The 24250-nt window shown below is 38.7% G+C and carries 26 protein-coding genes; 1 reads left to right on the top strand and 25 read right to left on the bottom strand.

Annotated elements, in window-relative coordinates; genetic code table 11:
* Nucleotides 1-93: 93 nt before the first annotated feature.
* The gene (locus JCM12304_RS00230) at nucleotides 94-405 is read right to left on the bottom strand and encodes a hypothetical protein (protein ID WP_019378016.1); all 312 of its coding nucleotides are present in this window, start codon (nucleotides 403-405) and stop codon (nucleotides 94-96) included.
* A 230-nt stretch (nucleotides 406-635) separates the two neighbouring features.
* A complete protein-coding gene (gene fabZ / locus JCM12304_RS00225) occupies nucleotides 636-1058 on the bottom strand; it encodes a 3-hydroxyacyl-ACP dehydratase FabZ (protein WP_019378015.1) in 423 nt (140 codons plus the stop codon).
* 152 nt (nucleotides 1059-1210) lie between these two features.
* Between fabZ and JCM12304_RS19215 the strand changes: the two genes are divergently transcribed.
* A complete protein-coding gene (locus JCM12304_RS19215) occupies nucleotides 1211-1357 on the top strand; it encodes a lmo0937 family membrane protein (RefSeq protein ID WP_019378014.1) in 147 nt (48 codons plus the stop codon).
* A 223-nt stretch (nucleotides 1358-1580) separates the two neighbouring features.
* On the opposite strand, the gene JCM12304_RS00220 is transcribed toward JCM12304_RS19215, so the two are convergent.
* From JCM12304_RS00220 to JCM12304_RS00120, 23 genes are all read right to left on the bottom strand, one after another.
* The gene (locus tag JCM12304_RS00220; RefSeq protein WP_019378013.1) at nucleotides 1581-1940 is read right to left on the bottom strand and encodes a DNA-directed RNA polymerase subunit beta; all 360 of its coding nucleotides are present in this window, start codon (nucleotides 1938-1940) and stop codon (nucleotides 1581-1583) included.
* 111 nt (nucleotides 1941-2051) lie between these two features.
* Entirely contained in the window at nucleotides 2052-2885 is an 834-nt protein-coding gene (locus JCM12304_RS00215; protein ID WP_060678153.1) for a flagellar hook-basal body protein, read from the bottom strand.
* Nucleotides 2886-2915: 30 nt separating this feature from the next.
* Nucleotides 2916-3719, bottom strand: coding sequence for a flagellar hook-basal body protein (locus JCM12304_RS00210; RefSeq protein ID WP_060678152.1), 804 nt, complete (start codon nucleotides 3717-3719; stop codon nucleotides 2916-2918).
* A 100-nt stretch (nucleotides 3720-3819) separates the two neighbouring features.
* Nucleotides 3820-4821 (bottom strand): rod shape-determining protein, encoded by a 1002-nt coding sequence (locus tag JCM12304_RS00205; protein ID WP_019378010.1) that lies wholly within the window; start codon nucleotides 4819-4821, stop codon nucleotides 3820-3822.
* A gap of 405 nt (nucleotides 4822-5226) precedes the next feature.
* A complete protein-coding gene (spoIIID, locus tag JCM12304_RS00200; RefSeq protein ID WP_019378009.1) occupies nucleotides 5227-5520 on the bottom strand; it encodes a sporulation transcriptional regulator SpoIIID in 294 nt (97 codons plus the stop codon).
* A gap of 445 nt (nucleotides 5521-5965) precedes the next feature.
* Nucleotides 5966-6091 carry a hypothetical protein gene (locus JCM12304_RS19800; protein ID WP_019378008.1) on the bottom strand — a complete coding sequence of 42 codons (126 nt, stop codon included), beginning with the start codon at nucleotides 6089-6091 and terminating at the stop codon, nucleotides 5966-5968.
* Between the two features lie 93 nt (nucleotides 6092-6184).
* Nucleotides 6185-7213, bottom strand: a complete 1029-nt coding sequence (locus tag JCM12304_RS00195) for an AimR family lysis-lysogeny pheromone receptor (protein WP_019378007.1) — start codon at nucleotides 7211-7213, stop codon at nucleotides 6185-6187.
* Between the two features lie 295 nt (nucleotides 7214-7508).
* Nucleotides 7509-8396: a stage II sporulation protein SpoIIQ gene (spoIIQ, locus tag JCM12304_RS00190; protein WP_019378006.1), complete on the bottom strand. Its 888-nt coding sequence runs from the start codon at nucleotides 8394-8396 to the stop codon at nucleotides 7509-7511.
* Between the two features lie 536 nt (nucleotides 8397-8932).
* The gene (locus JCM12304_RS19450; protein WP_172675225.1) at nucleotides 8933-9148 is read right to left on the bottom strand and encodes a hypothetical protein; all 216 of its coding nucleotides are present in this window, start codon (nucleotides 9146-9148) and stop codon (nucleotides 8933-8935) included.
* Between the two features lie 227 nt (nucleotides 9149-9375).
* Nucleotides 9376-10545 (bottom strand): stage II sporulation protein D, encoded by a 1170-nt coding sequence (gene spoIID, locus JCM12304_RS00185; RefSeq protein WP_172675226.1) that lies wholly within the window; start codon nucleotides 10543-10545, stop codon nucleotides 9376-9378.
* A gap of 82 nt (nucleotides 10546-10627) precedes the next feature.
* Nucleotides 10628-11644, bottom strand: a complete 1017-nt coding sequence (locus JCM12304_RS00180; RefSeq protein ID WP_060678150.1) for an ABC transporter ATP-binding protein — start codon at nucleotides 11642-11644, stop codon at nucleotides 10628-10630.
* 4 nt (nucleotides 11645-11648) lie between these two features.
* Complete coding sequence (locus JCM12304_RS00175) at nucleotides 11649-12599, bottom strand: C40 family peptidase (RefSeq protein ID WP_060678149.1); 951 nt, start codon at nucleotides 12597-12599, stop codon at nucleotides 11649-11651.
* A 309-nt stretch (nucleotides 12600-12908) separates the two neighbouring features.
* Nucleotides 12909-14009, bottom strand: coding sequence for a dipeptide epimerase (locus JCM12304_RS00170; protein ID WP_060678148.1), 1101 nt, complete (start codon nucleotides 14007-14009; stop codon nucleotides 12909-12911).
* Nucleotides 14010-14030: 21 nt separating this feature from the next.
* Nucleotides 14031-14948, bottom strand: a complete 918-nt coding sequence (locus JCM12304_RS00165; RefSeq protein WP_019378190.1) for a S66 peptidase family protein — start codon at nucleotides 14946-14948, stop codon at nucleotides 14031-14033.
* 147 nt (nucleotides 14949-15095) lie between these two features.
* Entirely contained in the window at nucleotides 15096-16742 is a 1647-nt protein-coding gene (locus JCM12304_RS00160; protein WP_060678147.1) for a peptide ABC transporter substrate-binding protein, read from the bottom strand.
* A gap of 21 nt (nucleotides 16743-16763) precedes the next feature.
* The gene (locus JCM12304_RS00155; protein ID WP_060678146.1) at nucleotides 16764-17768 is read right to left on the bottom strand and encodes an ABC transporter ATP-binding protein; all 1005 of its coding nucleotides are present in this window, start codon (nucleotides 17766-17768) and stop codon (nucleotides 16764-16766) included.
* A gap of 9 nt (nucleotides 17769-17777) precedes the next feature.
* Nucleotides 17778-18734 carry an ABC transporter permease gene (locus JCM12304_RS00150; RefSeq protein ID WP_019378193.1) on the bottom strand — a complete coding sequence of 319 codons (957 nt, stop codon included), beginning with the start codon at nucleotides 18732-18734 and terminating at the stop codon, nucleotides 17778-17780.
* Nucleotides 18734-19669, bottom strand: a complete 936-nt coding sequence (locus JCM12304_RS00145) for an ABC transporter permease (protein ID WP_019378194.1) — start codon at nucleotides 19667-19669, stop codon at nucleotides 18734-18736. The genes JCM12304_RS00150 and JCM12304_RS00145 overlap by 1 nt, the downstream gene beginning before the upstream one ends.
* A gap of 12 nt (nucleotides 19670-19681) precedes the next feature.
* A complete protein-coding gene (gene dppA, locus JCM12304_RS00140; protein WP_060678145.1) occupies nucleotides 19682-20506 on the bottom strand; it encodes a D-aminopeptidase DppA in 825 nt (274 codons plus the stop codon).
* 614 nt (nucleotides 20507-21120) lie between these two features.
* On the bottom strand, nucleotides 21121-22449 hold the full coding sequence (gene murA, locus JCM12304_RS00135) for a UDP-N-acetylglucosamine 1-carboxyvinyltransferase (protein ID WP_019378198.1): 1329 nt from the start codon (nucleotides 22447-22449) through the stop codon (nucleotides 21121-21123).
* Nucleotides 22450-22483: 34 nt separating this feature from the next.
* A complete protein-coding gene (locus JCM12304_RS00130; RefSeq protein ID WP_019378199.1) occupies nucleotides 22484-23200 on the bottom strand; it encodes a YwmB family TATA-box binding protein in 717 nt (238 codons plus the stop codon).
* Between the two features lie 103 nt (nucleotides 23201-23303).
* The gene (locus JCM12304_RS00125; RefSeq protein ID WP_237670151.1) at nucleotides 23304-23576 is read right to left on the bottom strand and encodes a DUF1146 family protein; all 273 of its coding nucleotides are present in this window, start codon (nucleotides 23574-23576) and stop codon (nucleotides 23304-23306) included.
* Between the two features lie 257 nt (nucleotides 23577-23833).
* Entirely contained in the window at nucleotides 23834-24229 is a 396-nt protein-coding gene (locus tag JCM12304_RS00120; protein ID WP_019378201.1) for a F0F1 ATP synthase subunit epsilon, read from the bottom strand.
* Between the last annotated feature and the right edge of the window lie 21 nt (nucleotides 24230-24250).

Genomic DNA, 24250 nt, shown 5'->3' with positions numbered 1-24250 from the left:
GGAACAAAAAGCAGAACGGTCTCTATTAAATTAGAGTGCTGTTCTGCTTTTTAGATATAAAGGGAAGCTCGTTCATGATAGCTACTTCATTAATTATTGGTTTCCTGCTCCACCATTCATATCGTTATTATCTTTGTTTTTGTCGCCATTATTATTATCATTGCCCATACCATTGTCTTCTTGATCTTCATTCATATCGATATCCTCATCAATACCGTCACCGTTCATATCATCATTGTTATTCATGTCATTGTTTTCAGCAGGATTATTATTGTTGTTGTCATCCTCCTGATTTAACGGTGCCTCTTCTTCTACAGGATCTGTGTCATTATTTGTACCACAAGCAGCAACAAGAGACAAAGCTAGCACTGGCGCACCAAGCTTAATTAAAAACTTCTTATTCATGTTGAATTCCTCCTTTGTATGTTCGCTATCGATTTTAGCTTAACCAGAACTAGAATTGTGATACTACTTTTTTTATAAAAAATTCTATTTTTGATTTAGGAGGATTATGTGATGTTAAAAGAGAGGGCATTTACCGTAAAGGGGATATTTTATTATTGGATATTTAAAAATTACATAGATAATATTGGCAGAAGAAAGCATAGTAACTGCCGATCTCCTGCCTTGATAACTTATTTTATAGCAAACATGATCTCTGCTTCACAGGCCACTTCACCATCAACAGTGGCAATTCCTTTTCCTTTACCAATGGCACCTTTAAACCGTATGATTTCAACCTCTAATTTCAGCTGATCACCTGGGCGAACCTGTTTTTTAAATCGGCATTTATCAACACCTGCAAGAAAACCAAGCTTCCCTTTATTTTCTTCCTTACCTAAAACAGCCATCGCACCAACCTGGGCTAAAGCTTCAATAATTAATACGCCTGGCATGACCGCATATTCCGGGAAATGTCCTTGAAAAAAGGGTTCATTTGCACTAACATTTTTCAACCCTACAACACGCTTTCCTTCCTCCATTTCAGTCACTTTATCCACCAAAAGAAAAGGATAGCGATGAGGTATTGTTTGTTTAATTTGCTCTATATCCATCATATTTGTTCCTCCTATATGTTATGTATTTTTGTCCATTATACCAGAGAAATGTTTCATTTTACTTATAAAAAGGTAATAGAGAGGTAGTTGCAAGTATAAAAATAGTTGTTTTAGTCAACTTTAAAATAATCTGTTTGAAAGGAGGAGAATGTATGTGGACATTACTTATTATTTTACTAATCCTTTGGGCACTAGGTTTTGGATTTGATGTAGTAGGAGGACTTATTCACATTCTGCTCGTGATTGCCCTTGTTGTTTTAATTATCCGTCTTATCCAAGGCGGTCGTGGAAAAGTTTAACTTTTGCTTGCATAATATAACTGCCGCAGAATAAATTAATCGGCAGCAGAGCGAGATTATCCGCCGTAGAATAGATTAATCAACAGGAGTGCGAGATGATCTGTCGTAAAAAAATTGAGACAACGCAAATTAGTTCGCATTGCGAATGATTGTATTAACCCACATTTATATTAGAACCATATAAAAAAGCACAAGCGCCTTAAAGGTTGCTTGTGCTTTTGTGCTATTCTGTTTTTGTTACAATATCAATAATGTGCTGCCAAGTGTCTTTTTTTAGTGCATCCGTCGGAGTACCGTCTCCTATGACTCCATAGCCAATCATTAATCCAGCTGTTAGAGCTATCGCACAAAGAAGAAGAACGACAATGATACGGAGCCAGATTGGAAAAACCCGAAGTCTTGGTCGTTTATTATTTTTCTTTTCTTCCCTCTGTTTCTGCTTCTGCTGGTTTCTTGATGTCTTTTTTGCAGTGTCCTGCTCATTTGACGCAGAATCTCCCACGTTGGTCTTTTTTTGACTGTCTTTATGGGAATTTCTTGTCTGCTTCTCTTCAACTGGTCTTTCTGCTTGTTTAGTAGTCATAATCTTGTTTCTCCTTACATCCCGACAATGCCCTTTGTTATTATTATAACTATAGTGTATTTTCAGGTTTTTAGTCAATAGCTTCTCTATTGATTCCAATATGAAAGAGCCTTATCTGACTTGGTTAATTAACCCCATCATCTGATCACTCATGGAAATTGTTCTAGCATTAAATTGATAAGAACGTTGGGTCATTATTAAATCTGTCATTTCTTTTGAAATATCGACGTTAGATCGCTCTAAAGCACCATTTTTTATAATCTCAGTTCCAGGTTCGACTCCTTGCATAACCTCAAATGGCTGATACCCAAGCTCCGCCATATTTGCCGGAAGACGGAATGAGTTGTTACCAGTAGCTTCTAAAAGACGTGGTCGAACAGCTTCAACAACCGTAATATTTCCAGCAATTTCCGTTTGATCCCCACGCTTAACTGATACCTGACCATTCGGATGGATATCGATTGAGTCAAACCCTGCTGGAATAACGATAGAACCATTTTCCCCAATAATCGGATTCCCATTTTTGTCTGTAAGCATGACATCCTCATTGTTATTTATCGGACTTAGATAGAATGCACCATCACGTGTATATTGGGTTTCCACTATCCCATTCTCTGTCACTTGAACTTGAAAGAAATGATTTTCCCGCAACAGAGCTGCATCAAGCGTACGGCCGGTTTCCGTGATCGAACCCTGATTTAAATCAAAGCTTGGTGTACCAAGCTTTGCGCCAGATCCAATTCTTACGCCCTCAGGTGTCAATCGACCTACCGCATTTGCTTCATCTTTTAGGTTATCTATTTGCTGAAATAACAAGGATGAAAAGTCTGCGCTACGATTTTTATACCCTGTTGTTTCACTGTTTGCCATATTATTCCCAATGAGATCAAGTTTAGATTGTAATTGATTCATTGTTACAGCTGCTTGTATCATTGTTCTTGACATGTGTCTCCTCCTTCACTTCATCATCGCCTGTTATCCGATTCGGCCAATTTCACTAACTGCTTTGCCCATGCTTTCATCATATGCTTTTAATACACGTTGATTTGTCTCAAACATACGATATGCTTCCATCATTTGGGTCATAGATTGCAGTGAATCTACATTCGACCGTTCCAGAAAACCTTGCTCTATTTTAAATGAAGTTCCGGCTGGTACAGGATCCGCCTGCCCTTGATAGAGACCATTACCCTCTTTTACAAATGTGTTTGCATTCTCTGTATAAGCTATACCTAAAGGGATAGTCTGACCTTCTGTCTGGAGAAAACCGTCTTGAGTTACAGTAAATTCCATTCCATTTGTCTGAATTTGATTACCTTGTTGATCCAACACATAATAGCCCTGCTTTGTTACAAGATAGCCTTGCCCATCTACTGTAAAATTGCCGTTACGCGTGTAGCGCTCTTCCCCTGACTCATTTTGAACAGTGAAAAATAAATTTCCTGTCTCCTCTGGGAGTTTACCGTTCACAAGCGCAAGGTCCGTAGACACACCTGTTTCACGTAAATCACCCTGAACATAATTGGGAATGGTTTCTTGAACATAAACGCCAGTATTCAACGAACCAATAGATTTCTGTACCGGAAGCTTATGACCATGTTTTGTAGGAATATCCATTTCACCTACTTGTTTAATAAGTAACTCAGGAAACGATTTTAACGCTGTTTGATCAGCTTTATAACCTGGTGTATTGGCGTTTGCTATATTGTTTGATAAAGCTTCTTGTTGACGCTGTTGTGCAATCATCCCACTGGCAGCTGTGTAAAAACCTCTTAACAAGACGGCTCCTCCTTCAATCAAATTATTTCTATTTTATAGGTTTATTGTATGATTAGTTAGGGTAATAGGAAGCATAGATACTATTTTCCTCACCGGTAAATCAAACAATTTTCCTGCGTTCGATTTTATCAATATTATCAAGCATCATGCCCGTGCCTTTTGCTACACAGTTCATTGGCTCTTCTGCCATAAACACTGGAACCTTTAATTCTTCGGCAAGCAATTGATCAATACCATGAATTAAAGCTCCACCACCTGTGAGGATAACACCACGATCGATGATATCTGCAGATAACTCAGGAGGAGTGCGTTCCAATACGGTTCTTGCTGCTTGCACAATAAGATATACAGATTCACGAAGTGCTTCCTCAATCTCTGCAGAATATACTGTAATAGTTTTAGGAAGTCCTGAAACCATATCTCGGCCACGAATTTCCATTTCTTCTGTACGAGAACCTTTAAACACAGTTGCAATATTAATTTTTATGTCCTCGGCAGTACGTTCTCCGATTAACAGCTTGTATTTCTTTTTAATGTATTGGAGAATCTCCACATCAAATTTATCCCCAGCCATTTTAATGGACTCTGATGTAACAATATCACCCATGGAAAGAACAGCTACATCTGTAGTGCCTCCACCAATATCAACAACCATGTTTCCACTTGGCTGGAATATTTCCATGCCTGCTCCAATTGCAGCGACTTTAGGTTCTTCCTCTAAATAAACCTTTTTACCGCCTGACTTTTCAGCAGCTTCTTTAATTGCTTTCTGCTCCACCTTTGTAATATTTGTCGGGCAGCATATAAGCATTCTCGGTTTTGATAAAAATCCTTTTACATTAATCTTATTTATGAAATGTTTTAACATTGCTTCTGTAACATCGAAATCAGCAATTACCCCATCTTTCAATGGACGAATCGCTTCAATGTTTCCTGGTGTACGACCAACCATTCTACGTGCCGCTTCTCCAACTTCCAAAACTTTTCCAGTAGTTCGGTCCATCGCAACAACAGAAGGTTCATTTAATACAATTCCTTTACCTTTTACATGAATTAAAACATTGGCAGTTCCAAGGTCAATTCCAATATCTCTAGAAAACATGAATCTAGATCCTCCTAGCATAAAAATACTATCTCACATTTTAAACACAATGCTACTAATATAATATTTTACCACAATTTTCAACAATTAACTGCAATTTGAAGAAATTTTTATGTAGGAAATCTGTCTTATAAACCTGTCTGAAGATTGTTGCGCTTTGTGGCTGATTACTTCTCCCTCCGGCGGATTATCCTGCTCTCCGAACGATTACTTCCCCCCTCTGGCGGATTAACTCGCTCTGCTGTGAAATCCATTGCACTCCTGCCAATCAGCCTCCCCTTAGAGCGAGCACAGCCCTTCTCAGGACATAGAAAATCCAGCAACAGATATCTATTGCTGGATTTTCTATTAAGTATATGGATACACCTCTTTCATTAATCACCTCCCCAAGCTGCTAGTTAAAGGTTACCCTACTGGTCTTGGCTGATTCTGTTTTCCAGTTTCGCTTTCTGGTTCAAATTTGTATTTTTTTCTAGTTGCTTCTCCGCCACGGAGATGACGGATTGATTTGTGATATTCCAATACTTCTTTTACCTGATTGGCCAGCTCTGGATTTATTTCCGGTAAACGTTCTGAAAGATCTTTGTGTACTGTGCTTTTCGAGACACCAAATTCTTTTGCTATCACACGGACAGTTTTTCTCGTTTCCACAACATACTTCCCTATCCTGATAGTCCTCTCTTTGATGTAATCATGCACACCATTCGCCTCCCTAGTTGGATATTTCCGAGGTGTGGGTTTGAGACAAGGTGTAAATGTAGTGGCATATATTTTATTTGCATGTACAAGGAACTAAGTATTTGATTATGTAAGCTTAAGCAAATGATCTAGAAACATGTCACTAGATAATTTATCCAATTTTCAGTTATTAATAAGTAAAGGCAGGCTGTCTTTTATCTATTTCAGAAGTGCCACACAAGCTCTCACCTCAGACATTTCTGATTGCTTGGTTTGTAACATTTTATTACAAGAAGAAGAGGTTTATGATTATAATTTTAATTATTCGTTATAGGACAAGAAGTATTTTCAAAAGGAAGTCGGAAAACTTATATGAAAAAGGTCCAGCTTTCTCTTAGAAATCATTTATTCTTCTTTCTTACATTTAAATTAAAATTGAGTAAAGTACTGGTTTAGCTCCAAAGAATTAATCAACATCACCGAAATCAGGATCAGATTTAATCGTATCACCGGCAGCAGTACCTGGATCAGTCGTAATTGTAAAAGAAAGCGAAATTAGGATGATTAAGAGAAAAAACTTCAACTTTTTCATTAAAATTCCTCCTTGGAATGTTTGATCTGAAAAAGCCGGACCTTTTTACGCAGGAAAAAAGACCTAGTTTGCGAGGAGAAAAGAGAGGAGATATTAAATCTCCTCTTTACTGTTCATTTTCTTTAGGGCGGCAAGTGGTAATTTACTGAAAAAGTGGTCACTTCTTTTTTCAATAAATTCTCTATAAGATTTTAAAAGAAGTTGTTTATCTTGCTTTGCCCTCCCCATATAATATAGCTGAAAAGGACTGTTTAGTGGAAGTTCCTCAAGTATCTCAATGGCATTCTGGTTATTTCCTTTGGCAATTTCAATATGTGCCTGTTCACTTTTATCCTTTGTGTAGATGTTGTCCACCCGATTCCAGTGAGCTGCAAGAAAAGGAATATTTCGTTGTAGTATCAAATAATCATATTTTTCTATATGATGGTGTTTTGCCAGCTCCAATGCTTGGTGAAAATGGTACATACCTTGTGTATACGAATCAAATGTATAGGTTAAGCCCAGCTTAATATGTGTACCTATTTTAGTCATTGCATTTGTAGATTGGTTTAGCAACCGATAGCCAAACTTTCTTGCCATAATCACTTGATCTCTTAATGTATAATAAGTAAGCAAGATTTGGTAGAGTCTGACATGGAAATAATTGCGCAATACATTATCCTCTACTTCATTGAAAAGCTGAGGCTGATTATACAGAAAGTTACCTAATTTTGAATACTCTTGGAGGTCATAGTGCAAGGTAACGCGTAGCAGTTCAACTAAGCAGGTCAATTCAGGTTCCTTCGTTCGAATAAAATTTAGTCTGCCTAGTAATTCACGTGGTGGGGTCTGTTTTTTTCTTCTCTCAAGTGTGTACTGATAAACAAGTGCCCATTTACGGTTTGAAGTATAAGAGGATTGGTGATTTTTTAAAATGAGTGTCTCCAGCTCCGTATAAAATCCATTCATATACAAGAATTCCATCCCTGTCTTTTGAAGTTCCGGAGAGTTTGTTTGCAAACAAATTTCTTTTATTCGTTTTTTTGTAATCATCTCATCCTTATATTTCTGATAGAGCACTCCCATTAATTGCGACAAAGATAACTGATCCAAACCCGACAGCTCAACCTTCGAATTGAACATATGGAAGCTCCTTTCATATCTGGACAGATATTTTAATGTGCCTGTTATATTGTTACAAAATTCAACAATTATTGCACTTCTCTTAATATTAACATACTATTAGATCTTATTATACTTCATTCTCATATAAAAAGCCCGAAGAATGCCCTTTATTGTTGGGAAAATTCTTCAGGCTCTATTAAATATAGTCAGGGGGCATGCAGGACCTGAGTCATACAAAATTAGTACTTTTCAAATCCCTGCATGATATAAATTAGATTGTTTCTATTAAACTACGTTGAATGATCACAGCAATTTATGCACTTGCTGAAGTATCATTCGTTTCTTCCTTGCCTTGCTCTTCTTGCTTATCTGTATCCGTATTTGTTTCGTCATTCTCTTGAGTGTCTTCCTCTTGAGTAGGTTCTGTACTGCTGTCCTCTGTCTCAGTAGCTTCTGTTTGTTCTGATTGATCTTCTGCTTTATCTTCCTCAGCTACTTCTTCAGTAATATTCTCAAGCTTGCTTACTGGCTGATTGAAATAGGTTTCTGGGTTCACTTCTTTACCGTCTTTTCTAAGTTCGAAATAAACGTGTGTTCCACTGTCTTTTCCAAATAAGTTCTTTCCGGCAGTTCCTAATAGATCACCTTGCTTGATCTTTTCACCAGCTTTAACCTTTACATCTCCAAGACTAGCATAGTACGTCATTACATCATTATCATGAGACAGTACAACGACATTTCCTAGCAATGGGTCCTCTTTCACTTCTGTAATAGTTCCACTTAGGGCAGCTACTACTTCAAAAGTTTCATCATTAGCAGAAGCAATATCTACTCCTTTGCTCTGATAATACCTGTTGTTATAGAGAACCAATGCACTTTCCTGGTCCTTTTGTTCCGCGTTGTAATCGAAGAATTTAGTTACGATTTCTGCTTGATCTTGGTTTGTTACAGGCATCTCTATAACTTCTTGCTGATCCATTACAGGTTGTGCATCTTCGTCATTTGGATTTGGCGAAAAGCCTTCTTCCTGATTGTCAATTTGGTCCTGGGCATCTGGAATCTGATTATCCAAGTTTTGATACCATACAACCACTGACAATAGTACTGCTGCTATTGTTAAATAGAGTGCCGGGAAAAACCACTTTTTCCGAAAAATGTTACTCCACTTATTTTTTGGAGTTCCTTTGTTTTCCTCATTCATAGATCATCACCTCAACAACCATTCTGATCAGAAAAGGGAAAATCTATACATCTCTTGAAAAAAATTTTTGAAAAAAGTGTATTTAATCGTTTTATTAGGGTAAATTAAGCAATTACCAGATGGAGGAAGTGCCGTTAATGCCCTTTTTGGGAGATAATAAGCTTCATATAACTAAAATAAATTATTATTTCCAGCCGCATCTCTGTCTCCTGCAGAACCTATTATCAATTGTTTTGAGTTATCTTGTACTATTTAATTATCTGTAGAGTTGGAGTAAAATGCGACGTAGTGGATATGATTTTCTAATCTCGCTACGGGAAAATATTACGCTTTCCGCGGGCGGCCTGCGAGCCTCCTCGAACTCGGGCCTGCAGGATGCTGGTTACAAAGGCGTTGTCACAGGACGTGACGAACTTAGCCTTTGTTCCTAATTAGTTCCGTTCTGTGGGGTCTCGCTAGTCTCGCTTTTCCCGCTGGAGTCTACATATTTTCCCTCCGCTAAGGTGTATATCTCAAAGATTAAAGATAAGAGCTACTTATTCAATTCTTAAATACCTCAAATTAATCAATAGCACATACCAATTGATTGGAATGGAAGATGGCAATCTAAAAACGCCACGTCCTGTGGCAACGATTGCATGACCAACGTCCTGTTGGCCCACGACTCCTGCCGGAATAGCATGAGGCGAAGACCCTGGACGGAGCGTAGCGGAGGAAGCGGCTGAGGCCATGCCGGGCGGCAAAGAAGACACTGTGAGGTTACGAACAGATGTCGCGCTTGTACCCGGAGGTGTGAAAGCGTTCATCTGTAATGGAAATCAATGGCGGTAGATGATCATCAAAACGTATTAAAATATATTTTAGTAGTGTATCTTTTAGAAACAGTGATTTACAATACTTACAGTTACGTCGCAATATATAAATTTTGCGAAACAACTTTCAATCCCTAAATATAAAGAAGCAATAAAAAAAGCCCTGTCTATTTAGCGACAAGGGCTGGAGCTGTATCTGTGACCGTGCTTATCTCTACTCCTTTATAATAATGATTCACAATGTCCTTATATGTCTTCCCTTCTTTTGCCATCCCATTAGCACCATATTGGCTCATTCCAATTCCATGTCCATAACCTTTGGTAGTGAATATCAGATGGTCATTTTTTTGTTTAATTTTGAAATCGCTTGAGCGCAATTCTAACTTTTCCCTAACGACTCTTCCTGAAAACTTATGCCCATCAATCATCAGTTCATCTACCCGATTGCTTTTCGTTCTGGTTACTTCCATGACCAGTGACCCACTCTTGTTTAATTCCACTTTCATGGCGTTTTCAAATTGGTTTAGTGTAAATATTTTTTGGTCTAAAAATTTTGGCGATGATTTGTCCCAATGACTCTCCACACTGCGTAAGTAAGGAAGTTCATTTTCCCAGTAGTCCTCCGAGTTTTCTGTAAAACCATTGCTTGTAGAGAAAAATGCCGGAGTTATAGGCTGGCTATTGTATGTTAGTATCTCACCCTTCGTTTCCTGGACTGCTTTCTTTATTTTATCTATTTTCCACTCATAATCGCTTCCCCACTGACGCTTTAGCTCCTTATCATCCTTATAAACCTGATGTTGGACAGTATCCGTTACATCCGATTCTTTCTTATCGTTTTCATTTGTGTGGAGCTTATGATTAACAATATACGTACGCGCCGCCAAGGCTTGCGCTTTCAATGCCTCCAATTCAAAATCAGCAGGCATTTCTGAAGCAATTACCCTGGAGACATAGGTCTCTAGAGGGACATTTTCTACTTCCTCGGATGTCGATCGCATAACTGCTACCGAAAATGGTGAAGCTTCTGTTTCTTCTTGCGGAGTCTGGGCAGTTTGCTCTTTTTCCACCATCCTGCTTTCATTTTCACTCTCTTTCCCAAATGGAATTACAATGAGCGTAGGGATAATTAGAATGATAAAAAATAAACTGGATATCAGTAAAATTGTAGGGAGCTTCCATGTTGCTGCTGTTTTAGGTTTGTGAAAAGCTGTTTTCCTTTTCCAGGGCGGAATTTTTTTGGGAAGTGTTCCTTTGTATGTTGCCTTCTGCTTCGATTTTATTTTCTTTATGATGGATTTGTTCTTCGCTGAATGATACATATTTGGTTTTTTCAATGCCATCCCCCTTTGCATTCATTTAGTCTAGTATCCCTACTATTAAATGTATACAAAAGGGGATTTCAATAGAACATAAGATTTAGAAAACCTTAGCATGCTGTGGAACAATTTTTTTCGTCTGCTCTTTAGTAAGCGTACTATCATAGAGATGACATGCCACATGATGGTCTTTTTCTACTTCTTGCCATGCTGGACGGAGTTCGGAGCATACCTCCATTGCCATCGGGCAGCGTGTCCGGAAAACACATCCACTCGGAGGATCGATTGGACTCGGCAATTCTCCTTCGAGGATAATCCGCTCTCTCCTTTCTTCAATATCCGGATCTGGTATTGGAATCGCTGATAACAAAGCCTTAGTATAAGGATGTAATGGGTTATCATAAAGCTGCTCACTTGTGGTTAACTCCACCATATTGCCAAGATACATAACCCCGATTCGATCCGATATTTGTTTCACCATAGATAAGTCATGGGCGATAAATAAAAAGGTTAAACCTTTTTCAGTTTGAAGCTCCTTCAAAAGATTGACTACCTGAGCTTGCACAGATACATCCAGCGCCGAGATTGGTTCATCCGCAATAATAAAATCAGGATTTAATGCGAGTGCTCGTGCTATTCCTATTCGTTGCCGTTGTCCGCCACTGAATTCATGCGGATACCGGTTAGCATGATCACGGTTAAGACCTACCTCCTCCAATAGTTGATAGACACGATCAAGCTGTTCTTTTTTATTTTTGTATAGTCCATGTACTTCCATTGGTTCTGAAATAACCTCTTTCACAGTGGAACGGGGATTAAGAGAAGCATATGGATCCTGGAAAATCATTTGCATTTTACGATAAAAGGTAAAACGATCCTTCTCAGACAATGCATGAATATCATTTCCGTCGTAAATAACATCGCCTTCTGTTTTATCATACAGACCGAGAATCGTGCGACCAATGGTAGATTTTCCACATCCCGATTCTCCTACAAGTCCAAATGTTTCTCCTTTTTTCACATAAAAGGTAACCCCATCTACTGCCTTAAGCACCTTTCCTTTTCCCATATCAAAATGCTTTTTCAACTGATTTACTTGCAACACTTTATCGTCCATATTATTACTCCTTATTCTCATGCCAATAGCGGCATGCGGCACATAGCTCTTTTTCATATTTTGTTCCTTCTAAGTTGATAATTTCAATCCCTCTACCCGTTTGCGGTGAATGCAGCATCTTTCCATTGCCATAATAGATTCCTACATGATGTAATTTTCCCTTTCCCTCTTCATAGGCAAAGAAAATTAAGTCCCCTGGAAGAAGCTCATTAAAAGCAACCTTTTTACCTGAAGCAGCCTGGTCGCTCGCATCTCTTGGTATTTGATAGCCATTTGCTTTGTGAGTAGCATAAGCCAGACCAGAGCAATCGTAACCAAACGAACTCATGCCTCCCCAAAAATAACTTAATTCTAAAAACGGTTCTCCTGCTTCCACAATTGCCTTACCTGTTCCTTGTTCTATGCCTAAAGATGTCGTGAATATCTTGATAGATGATGCATGAATATAACCAGATCCGACTGGGGTTTTTACTTTTATTCTATCTTCCTGAACTTCTTCTATTGGCAGGAAGGTCATATAGCTGAGTTTCATTAACTCTTCACCCTTATCGGATGTGAGCCAAGCCTTATCACTGATAACGGCAGCAGTAAGTTCGCTTTCCCACTCCTCTTTTTTCACTTGTGTCAATTGTTTTAGGGGAACCCAGCCCGGGTAGCCACGTTCATCCTTGTTAGAAGGCTGTGAGGGGATAACTACTCTTGCCCACTCTTCCTTTATTTCATCAATAAGTACTGGCTCACCATATAAAAGTTGGGATTGAACACTGTTCTCGTCACAAAGTGCCAGTTTTTCCTCATGTGTGAGGTTCGCAATCCACTTATCTATATTCGTTGGGGTAGTCACGCCAGCTGTATCCACATCTCTAGCAGACTCTGGGGATGTCCATACCGTTGCAACTTGAACATTTGTTACCCACATTTCATTAGGGAATAAGTCAATTTGCTGTTTTATCATAGTAAGAACTCCTTTCCTATATATTAAGTTTTTCTTTCTTATGAGGTTGGTGCTCTCTCATATGGGGTGCGGGCTCTCTCATATTTGATGCTTTTCTCTCATTAGAGCGTGAGCTCTCTCATATTGGGTGATTCTTTCCCATATGAGATGCAGGCTCTCTCATATTTGGTGATTCTTTCTCATATGAGATGCAGGCTCTCTCATATTGGGTGATTCTTTCTCATATGAGATGCAGGCTCTCTCATATTTGGTGATTCTTTCTCATATGAGGCTTCCGTTCTCTCATATGCATCTGAGATATACAACGTTTTATTGCTGGTTGATAATATATTGTTTATTAATTTTCTTAATACCCAATCCAGCAGCTGTACCTAAACGGATTACTTTTCCTTCATATGTAACTCCGCCCTGAATAAGATCGTCTGTAAGCATGAGAGGGGCATCAAAGTCATATCGTGTAACATTCGGTTGACTTGCTGCAAAATGAGCAGCTGCTGTTATGCCAAGCTTTGTTTCTATCATACTGCCAACCATACATTCTACTCCATAGGCTTGAGCAAGTGCTGCGATTTTTAATGCCTGATGAATTCCTCCAGCTTTCATTAATTTAATATTAATCAGGTCTGCTGCCTTATTTTCTAATATTCGCTTTGCGTCAAGAGGAGAAAACACGCTTTCATCTGCCATAATCGGTGTCTCTGTATTGTCTGTTACATATTTTAACCCTTCTATGTCGTATGCATTTACCGGCTGTTCAATCAGTTCAATATCCAATCCAAGACTTTCCATCTGCCGGATGGCTTTCACAGCCTCCTTCGCTTTCCATCCTTGGTTTGCATCAAGACGAATAAGCGTATCATCCCCAATTTCTTTTCGTATAGCTTGTATTCGCTTCACGTCCTGCTCAATCTGATCCTTGCCAACCTTTATTTTTAACACGTTAAACCCATTATCTATGTACTTACGTGCGTCTGCGGCCATTTCCTGTGGAGTATTTACACTGACGGTATAATCTGTTTCAATTTCCTTCCTATATCCACCTAAAAAGGAGACAAGGGGGGTACTTGCTGCATTGGCGATACAGTCATAAAGAGCAATATCAACCGCTGCTTTAGCACTTGGATTTCCTACCATACTTCCATGTAATTTTTCAAAAATCTGTTCACGTGCATCTATATCCATTCCTAATAGCAAAGGCTTAAATACTCTATTTATGGCAAAATCTACACTTGCCAAACTCTCGCCCGTAATTACATGTGTCGGAGGCACTTCCCCGAAGCCTGTAACTCCTCCTTCACAGGTGATTTTCACAACAATAGACTCAGCAATTGTCACTGTACGTAATGCGGTTTTAAATGGGGTATGTAGAGGAATAGCTGTTTGGAATGTTTCTATGTTTTGAATTTGCAAGGTGTCTCCTCCTTTGTTGTTCTAATTCACACCAGCCTGAATAGTTAAAGTTTTTGTATCTGCAGATAATTCCGCTTCTACTCCAAGAGGTACAGCAAAGTGCGGAAAACAATGTCCAATTTTAAAACCGCAGAGCACAGGGCAGTTTAGCTTGGAAAGATAATCTGAAAACACTTGGTCCAAGGTTAAACTGTGTTTCAAGGTTGTCTCAGTATCTGCAAAATCACCTAAAATGACCCCTGCAGCCTCTTCCAGTTTTCCAGCAAGCTTTAATTGGTTAAGCATACCGTCAACTCGGTATGGCTCTTCTCCTATATCCTCAAGTAAAAGCAGTTTGCCTTTCGTATCTATTTCAAACGGGGTACCGAGTGTGCTTACAATTAAGGAGAGATTTCCACCGACAAGCATACCCGTACTGTTGCCAGAAGTGATAACATGTAAAGATGATACTTTTTCTGAATATACATATGTAGCAGGTTCAAACAATTGCAGGAACATCTCTGCCGTAAAATCATCAAACGCTTCTTTTCCTATATCTGAAGCAACCATCGGTCCATGAAAAGTGACCAGGCCAGTCTGTTGGCGTATGGCCGTATGTAAGTATGTAATATCACTATATCCCCAGATAATTTTTGGGTTTTTTCTGATTAACTCGTAATCAAGAGATGACACAATTCTTCCGGTTCCATAACCACCACGGGCAAAAAAGATTGCTTTAATAACAGGGTCTGCAATCATCGTGTGGAAATCCTCCAAGCGCTGTTGATCTGTGCCAGCGAGATAGCCATGAATTTCATTTATGTGTTGGCCTAATTTTACTTTAAGTCCAAGTGATTCAAAAAAAGGAATGGCTTGTTGAAGTTTTCCTTGATCAGGTGGGCCTGCAGGTGCAATAATCCCAATCGTATCTCCTTTTTGCAAGCGCTCCGGCTTAATCATATCTATACCTCCTTTAAGTAAGCTAAAAAGCTAATGTATTTTTTCTGGCATAGTACTAAGAAAAGAAAAAGGGAGCCCATATACATATGTATATGAGCTATTCTCTATTATGTTAGTTTTCTAGTTATCTCTAAAAATAGTTTTACTTTATTGCTTATCTGCCCACTTAAGCTCTACATAGCCTACTGGGTGACGCACAATGCCTGATACGTCTTCACTGTATATGAATACTTGATTGTAATAGTGAATTGGGAAGATCGGCATTTTCTCTGCTAGCAATTTCTCTGCCTTCTCCATATACTCCCAACGTTTTGCTTCATCTGTTTCGGACTTGGCGTTAGCAATTAACTCATCATATTCTTTGTTCGACCAACCTGTACGGTTCATCGTTGAATCTGTAATAAAGCTTTCCAAGAAGTTAACTGGATCACCATAGTCAAATAAGAAGGAGCTTCGGGATAACTGGTGTTTTAAGCCTTTTTGATCCTCAAGGAATACATTCCATTCTGTATTCTCTAAGGAAACCTCTACGCCCAGATTATCCTTATACATACTTTGCATTGTCTCTGCAATTGCTTTATGGTCTTCACTCGTGTTGTAGCTTAGTACTACTTCAGGTAACTCATCATAGCCTTCCTCTTTCATTCCTTCTTCAAGAAGCTTCTTAGCTTTTTCAGGGTCAAATTTCACCAAATCCCCATTCACCTCACGGAAATCTTTTCCAGAAGGATCTTTGAAGCCAGGGGAAACAAAACCTGTAGCTGGTTCTTCTTTATTTTTCGTTACAAAGTCAACAATGTCCTGTTGATTGATTGCTAGCGCAAATGCTTTACGGATCTTTTCATTTTGGAATGGTTCTTCATTTACATTGAAACGATAAAAATACAATCCAGCCTGATCCTCAATAACAACATTATCTCCATCAATAAGCTGGTCAGCCATGTCAGAAGGAATGGAGGTCATATCAAGATCACCTGATTCAAACATCTGATATTCTGTGTTTGTTTCATTAACCATAGCCCAATGAACCTTATCCAATTTCACTGTTTCTGCATCCCAATATTGATCATTCTTAACCATCATCATTTCACTATCATGTGCCCATGATTCCAATTTAAATGGACCATTGGAAACAAAGGAATCAGCTTCTGCATACCACTCTGGGTTTTCTTCAGCAACCTTTGCATTTACCGGGAAAAACGCAGGGTTTGAAATAACATGCAGGAAGAATCCTGTTGGGGCATTCAACGTTACTTCAAAGGTTTTTTCATCAACAGCTTTGACGCCCACATCATCTGCTGATCCTTCGCCATTATTATAAGCTTCTCCACCTTCAATAAAGTAACCAAGAAATGCTGCAGGAGAAGCTGTTTCTGGATTTAATAATTGCTTCCATGCATAGACAAAATCCTCTGCAGTTACTGGATCACCATTGGACCAGTTGGCGTTCTCCCTGATATGGAAGGTATATGTCTTTTGATCCTCCGAAATATCCCATGATTCCGCAATTGCTTCCTGTGGTTGATCATCTTCACCCAACCTTGTTAAACCTTCCATCAAGTTATTCAACACATTCCATGATACCGAATCAAAACCTACTGGAGGATTAAGTGAAGTAGGTTCATTTCCATTATTCATATATAATACTTTTCCATCGTCACTCTTTTCTTCTGTTGCTTCTGCATCATTACCATCTTCTTTCGGCTTTTCCTCACCGGCATCCTCATTTGCTGTACATGCTGCAAGCATAAGAACCGTGAGTATTGCCATCAAAACTACTAGCCATTTTCTCATACCTTTTTCCCCCTTTGAATTTTAATTATTGGCTGTTGAAGCCAAAAGCTGTTTAGCCCGCTCATCCTGAAGCCAGCAATCCACTTTATGTGCATCGCTTAGCTCCGTTGTGCCAGGATAAACTTTATCACACACCTCCATGGCGAATGGACATCTTGCAGTAAAAGGACATCCAACCGGAGGTGAGAATAAATCTGGTGGTGTACCGTCAATCGGTGTTAGTTTTTCCCCTTGCAAATCCAGGCGAGGCACTGATTTCAGTAATCCCTTCGTATAGGGATGCTGTGCCTGGTAAAATATTTCCCGCTTTGTACCAACCTCGATAATCTTTCCTGCATACATAACAGCAATTCGATCAGCAATTTTTGCTACTACGCCTAAATCATGTGTAATCAGGATAATGGAAACCCCTGTAGCTTCTTGAATTCTGTTAAACAACTCCAAAATTTGAGCTTGAATCGTCACGTCAAGTGCAGTCGTAGGTTCATCCGCAATCAATAATTCCGGCTCACAAATTAAAGCCATTGCAATTACAATACGTTGCCGCATTCCTCCACTGAATTGGTGTGGATATTGTTTTAAGCGTTCCTCCGGATTAGGGATGCCTACAAGGTTCATCATTTCCAATGCCTTTTGTTTGGCTTCTTCACCAGTAATCTTTTTATGCTGCCTTAGCCCCTCCATTAATTGAGTCCCAATTGTTAATGTCGGATTTAAGGCGGTCATCGGATCCTGGAATATCATGGAGATATCGACACCCCGAATATTCCGCATTTGCTTTTCAGACAACCGGACAAGATCTTTTCCATGAAAGTGAATGGACCCATTGGAGATCTTACCGGGCGGATCGGGTATTAAGCGCATAATCGCATTTGAGGTAACGCTTTTACCACATCCGGATTCTCCTACAATTGCCAAGGTTTCCCCTTTATTCAAATGAAAGTTAACACCACGTACGGCTTTTACCGTACCACCATAAGTAGTAAAGGTTACGTGGAGGTCTTTTACATCAAGTATTTTTTCCATCTATGTCACCTACTTCCTTAGCTTCGGATCAAGTGCATCCTGAAGCCCGTCACCTAATACATTAAATGCAAACATCGTAAACGAGATAAAAAATGCAGGGAAGAACAATGTCCACCAATGTCCGGAAAGGATTGCTCCCAAAGCATCATTTGCCATCATGCCCCAACTTGCATGCGGAGATTGTATTCCTAGTCCAAGAAAACTTAGAAACGCTTCCGCAAATATGGCGCTGGGCACCGTTAATGTCATTTGCACAATGATTGGTCCCATTGTATTTGGTATTAAGTTTTTTCTTATAATCCGTGATGTTTTCGTTCCAAATGACCTTGAGGCCAGCACAAATTCATAGTTTTTAATTTGAAGTACTTGTCCTCGCACAATCCTGGCCATACCTACCCAGCCGGTAACTGTTAAGGCAAGGATGATCGTTCCTAAACTTGGCCCAAGTACAACCAGCAGTAGAATAACAACAAGCAAATAGGGCAGGCCATATAAGATTTCGATAATGCGCATCATAATATTGTCAGCACGTCCACCTTTATATCCGGAAATACCCCCATAAATAATACCAATTGTAAAATCTATTAATGCAGCCATTAGCCCTACAAACAATGATATACGTGCACCAAACCATGTTCTTGTAAATACGTCTCTTCCCAAGGAATCTGTGCCAAACCAGTGATCTCCAGAGGGAGGCTGAAATTGATTTGGCAAATTAGTTTTATCTACCGTATAAGGAGAAATTATTGGACCAAATATAGCCATAATAGTTAATAAAACAAGAAAAACGAGACCAGCCATCGCTAATTTGTTTTTTACTAATCGTTTCCAAGCATCTTGCCAATAAGATAGTGAAGGTCTGGATACGACCTCTGCTGCTTCTTTATCCGTTTCTTTCCATGTAAACCAATCATTTGGTATTTCAGCAGGAGAATGTGCTGTTTCTATTTTGTTTGCTACTTTCATTAGGATTCTCCTCCTTTTTTATGTATCTTAATACGAGGATCCAAAATGCCATAGGCAATATCTACAAGGAAAAGCATAAAGATGAGAAAAGCACTGTAAAACACAGTTGTTCCCATAATGACTGGATAATCTCGTTGATTAATACTCTCTACAAAATATTTCCCCATGCCAGGTATTGCAAAGATCTTTTCGATGACAAACGTTCCTGTTAAGATACCTGCAAGTAACGTACCCATAATCGTAACAACTGGCATAAGCGCATTTTTAAGGGCATGCTTAAACACAATTTTCCACGGGGAAAGCCCCTTTGCTCTTGCCATCTTAATATAGTCCTGTGTAAGAACTTCTAGCATCGTAGACCTTGTTAATCTGGCAATGATCGCCATCGGTCCAGTAGCAAGTGCGATAATTGGTAGCACCATATGTGCAGGACTTGACCATGTTGCAACAGGGAAAATTTCATATTTCACTGCCAGTTGCTGAATGAGCAATGTTGCAAGCACAAAGTTTGGTATGGAGATTCCCAATACTGCCAAACTCATTGCCATATAATCAATGATACCGTTATGTTTTAGAGCAGCAACGATACCTAGAATAATTCCAGAAAAGACAGCAACTAAAATGGTGACAATCCCAAGTTCAAAGGAAATGGGAAATCCTCTTCCCAATAAATCATTTACCGTTTGGTTTGGTTGTTTGATAGAAGGTCCAAAATCAAGGGTCACAATTGATTTTAAATAGAGTAAGTATTGGATATGGTATGGTTCGTCCAGGTTATAATGTGCCTCCAGGTTCTTCTGTACAGTTTCATTCGTTCCACGCTCTTCATTTAAAGGTGAACCTGGGATGGATACCATCAAGACAAATGTTAAAGTCACAATAATCCATAGGGTTACAGCCATAATCAGTAATCGTTTGAGTATATATTTCAGCATTGGCAACCCCTCCTAAGAAAATGTAGTATTCATCGCGAGCTCTGTCATGACAAGCATCGCTTGATATGCTTCCAATATATTTTTAGCCTGAAAACGAACAATGGTAGTACCAGGCTCAATTTCTGTTCCTGGCATCAAATTTGCCCATTCTGCCTGCCCAAAGTTATTAAATTCAATTCGCAACATTGGATTTTCCGGAGGGGTTAACGGTTTCACGTGATTGCGGTTTTCCAACGCTATCTTTACCTTTTCTGTCAAAAGCTCACCGGCTTTCTTTGGTGTGAGACTCTTGACAGACGATCTCGAAATTGTTTCCTTCACTGCAGCTACAGTAACTCCCGGAATTAATTCCTTAGCTTCTTTCGTTGCTTGATCATCACCTGCCACAAGAAGAATTGGAACGCCAAAATAGCCCGCGACGTAAGCATTAAATCCCATTTCACCAATTACATGGTCATTTATGTAAAAATTTCTAACCGCGTGAATCATCGCATGTGACATGACACCAAATTGGCCTGCACGCGCATGATACCCGACAAACATCGCCCCATCATATGTATTATCCAAACCTTGCATCATAGAAAGCGGTTTCACTTCTCCGGTTATTAATTTAGCTTCTGGGTGCAAATGATCTATTAATATATTATTCATTTTTGAATGACTATCATTCACTAAAATATCTTTCCAGCCAGACTTCCATGCTGCATCGATTACAACATTCGTTTCATCTGTCATTATTTTTCTCGCCCGTTCATAATTATGCTTACGAAAGTCTACATATGTATGGTCAGGTAAACCAGTGATTCCTTCCATATCCACAGAGATGTATAATTTCATGTAGTAACACCTTTTCCTTCCATTAAAATTATTGGTAATTTTCTTTCAATTTTACCATACAAATTTTGAAATTAAAAGACAATTTATAAAATTGTAAGGTTTTTACTACTGCTACGTAAACATTTCTGTGTTTCAAGGTATAAAAAATTTAAAGGAAACCGATACTGGCTAGTAAGCTATGAAAATAATATAAGAATATTTGTAGTAGGAAGATTCATCTGAGTTGTAAAACTAACTATTCTAAAGAAATGGGCAACCCATTGATTTCCGCTTTAGTGGGACGCTTTCACACCTCCGGGTACAAGTGCGACATCTGTTCGTGACCTCACAGTGTCTACTTTGCCACCGGCATGGCTTCAGCCGCCCCCGAAAAGCGCAGTGTTTTTCGTAGTGGTGATATAACTAGATTCAATGTTTAAGTCAGCTTTCCAACAGAAGGTTACTTTTTATACTGTACTTAAAAGTTACTTCGGGGTTTATATACATTTTCAAAACATTGGATAAGCCCGGAATATATTATATTAAAGCCAAAATTTACGGTTTTTTAGACAATACAAAAACAGATGAACATAGATATGCCCACCTGCCTTTTTTAAGAAAATATGGTAATTTTATTATGATAACTCTGCTATAATGTTTTGTTTTTGATAATCTACTTTTGCAAATGGATTAATTACATCTCCACTTTCATCGACGCGCTCGATATCTGCACCTAACGCAGCCAATTTACCTGCAAAGTTAACATATCCGCGATCCAAATGCTTCAGTTCGGTTACTCGTGTATACCCATCTGAACAAAGACCAGCTAAAATTAATGCCGCTGCTGCTCGAAGGTCGGTCGCTGCTACTTCAGCTCCTTGTAGATCACTTGGACCTTCAATTATTACACTACGACCTTCTATCTTCATTTTCGCATTCATTCTACGGAATTCTTCCACATGCATAAATCGGTTTTCAAAAACGGTTTCCGTAATAACACTAGTCCCTTCTGCACATAGCATTAATGCCATCATTTGAGACTGCATATCAGTAGGAAAACCTGGATGTGGTAATGTCTTAATATCAGTTGCTTTTAACTGCTTCGGTCCAATAACCCGAAGTCCGTTTTTTTCTTCCTTCACTGAAACATTCATTTCTTCCAACTTTGAAATAACAGAACGTAAGTGTTCACTTTCTGCATTCTCAATTAAAATGTTACCACCAGTAATTGCTGCCGCCACCATGAAAGTTCCAGCTTCCACACGATCAGGAATAATGGAATGCTCCACACCGTATAGCTTTTCCACACCTTCGATACGAATTGTCTCCGTACCTGCGCCAACTATTTTGGCTCCCATTTTATTCAAGTAGTTTGCTAAATCTACAATTTCAGGTTCTTTCGCACAATTTTCAAGAACTGTTTTACCATCTGCCAATGCTGCTGCCATCATTATATTTTCCGTAGCACCCACACTTGGCATATCCAAATAAATCTTAGCACCTTTTAGGCGCCCTTTAACATGTGCTTCTACAAAACCGTTTCCAACATGTACTTCTGCTCCCATTGCTTCAAAACCTTTTAGATGCAGATCAATAGGTCGTGATCCAATTGCACACCCACCAGGCATTGCAACATTTGCATGGCCATAGCGTGCCAATAAAGGTCCTAATACCAATACAGATGCTCGCATCTTTCTTACATATTCAAACGGTGCTTCCGTTGTAAGTTGATTGGAAGCATCAACGGTAACTGTATTATTTTCAAAATGGACATCTGCATTCATATTGCTTAGTACTTGATTTATTGTATATACATCCGCCAATTCGGGAACATCTTTGATGACACTCTTTCCTTCACTTGCTATAAGGCTTGCAGCAATTACAGGAAGGACCGCATTCTTTGCACCCTCGACCTTTACGGTGCCCTTTAATTGGTGTCCGCCTCTTACGATGATTTTTTCCATATTTCAAATCTCCTTCAGATCCAATTTCATAATATTAATATTCATTTATTAGGATAGGTGTTCCTATCATGTATGTCTGTGTTCCATCTTCATGTTGTTTTACAGCCACTTGCACATTCATCGGTGTATTTTTTACTACAATTTTCTCGCTCCATAGTGGTGTATACCCGTAAAGGATTTTTTTATGCACCGAATTTACCATGTTGTCATATTGTGTATGTACATGTTGAATATGGAGTTTTTTTGTCAAATCTTTTAAAAAATAATCACCTTTAATTATACCATCATTACTAGTTGTCAGACAAGCAAATTTTTTTGACGTTTGATTGAAATATCGATCTGATATTTTTTTTAGCTTTCTTACGTATTTTTCTTGAGTCTCATGGCTCCAATTCGTACCTTTAATTACTGCGATGAACTCTATAGAATACATATTATCCTTAGGAATGACAACATTATATTGTTCGTTTATTTCACTTGATTTATGTGTGCTCTCAAAAGAATAGTTTAAACTTTTTTCAGTTTCTTTCCTAGTGACTAAATACCTATTGTTTAAATCCAGAATTAAATCATCTATCTTTTTTCTATCAATCTTTTGTTTTATTGTGGTTTGCCAGGATGTGATCGTCAGATTATTTTCCAACACCGTATTAGCGATATCAGTTAGCTCATCCTCATATGCTTGTTTTGCTATTGTCTCAGTTGTTATAAAAAATAATAGAATACTAATAAGTGCCACTTTCTTAAACATTAAAAAACCCCCTGCAATACATAATTAGTTATAGTATTGACAGCGGGTTTCTTTAGTATACAAAACAAAACTCGACATTTACTAGATTGCTATTGTTATGTTTTTAGAAAAAATAAATCAGATCACTTGACCATTGAAGAATATCAAGGAAAAATCTACTAACACCTGTTCCAATTACGATAGCGATTAAGAGGAAAAAGACTTGTGCTTCCTTGGCCTTTCCTTTACGAATGATCGGATCAAAATTAATTGCAAGCATTAATTTCCATGCCAAATAAATAAATATTAAATGTGATACCATACTAAATAATGCCATTTGTCCAATTGAAAACATAATAACCACCTTCGTTAAATTACCTACTAGATACTCTGCCATTTAAAATAGCAAAAGTCAATGACTTGCATTTAGTGAAAACGCTTTTTATGGAAAAACGCGGAGTATTTGTAGAAATAAAGAATAATTTCCCGGGAAATAACGACAATTACTTACAGCATAAATACCACCAAAGCTATTCGTCGCCGATTAGATTAATCAGCTGCAGAGCAAAGTTATCCGCTGCAGAATACATTAGAACCTACAATTACTATAACAAAAAGCTTCTGCACAGAGAGTGCAGAAGCTTTTTGTTTGTATTATTGGCCCACATTAATGCGGTTCAATGCTCTTTTGAGTGCTAATTCTGCCCTTTGGAAGTCGACATCGTCTTGCTTAGACTGTAGGCGGCGTTCTGCACGTTCTTTTGCTTCTTTGGCACGTTGAACGTTGATATCAGAAGGTTTTTCTGCAGATTGAGCAAGAATTGTTACCTTTTCTGGCCGAACCTCCATAAACCCGCCACTCACAGCAAGGTGCTCCACACGGTTCTCATGCTTTAAACGTACTGCACTAATCGTTAATGGAGCAACTAGTGGAATATGACCTGGTAAAATCCCAAGTTCTCCACTTTCTGCTTTACAGCTAACCATTTCAAAACTATCTTCCAAGACTGGACCATCAGGAGTAACAACACTCACAGTTAGTGTTTTCAATGTAACCCCTCCTAAGACAGG

Source organism: Virgibacillus halodenitrificans JCM 12304, assembly GCF_001310895.1.
Lineage (GTDB): Bacteria > Bacillota > Bacilli > Bacillales > Amphibacillaceae > Virgibacillus_Q > Virgibacillus_Q halodenitrificans.
The sequence above is the reverse complement of the archived record's forward strand: the minus strand, read 5'-3'. Positions and strand labels throughout refer to the sequence as shown.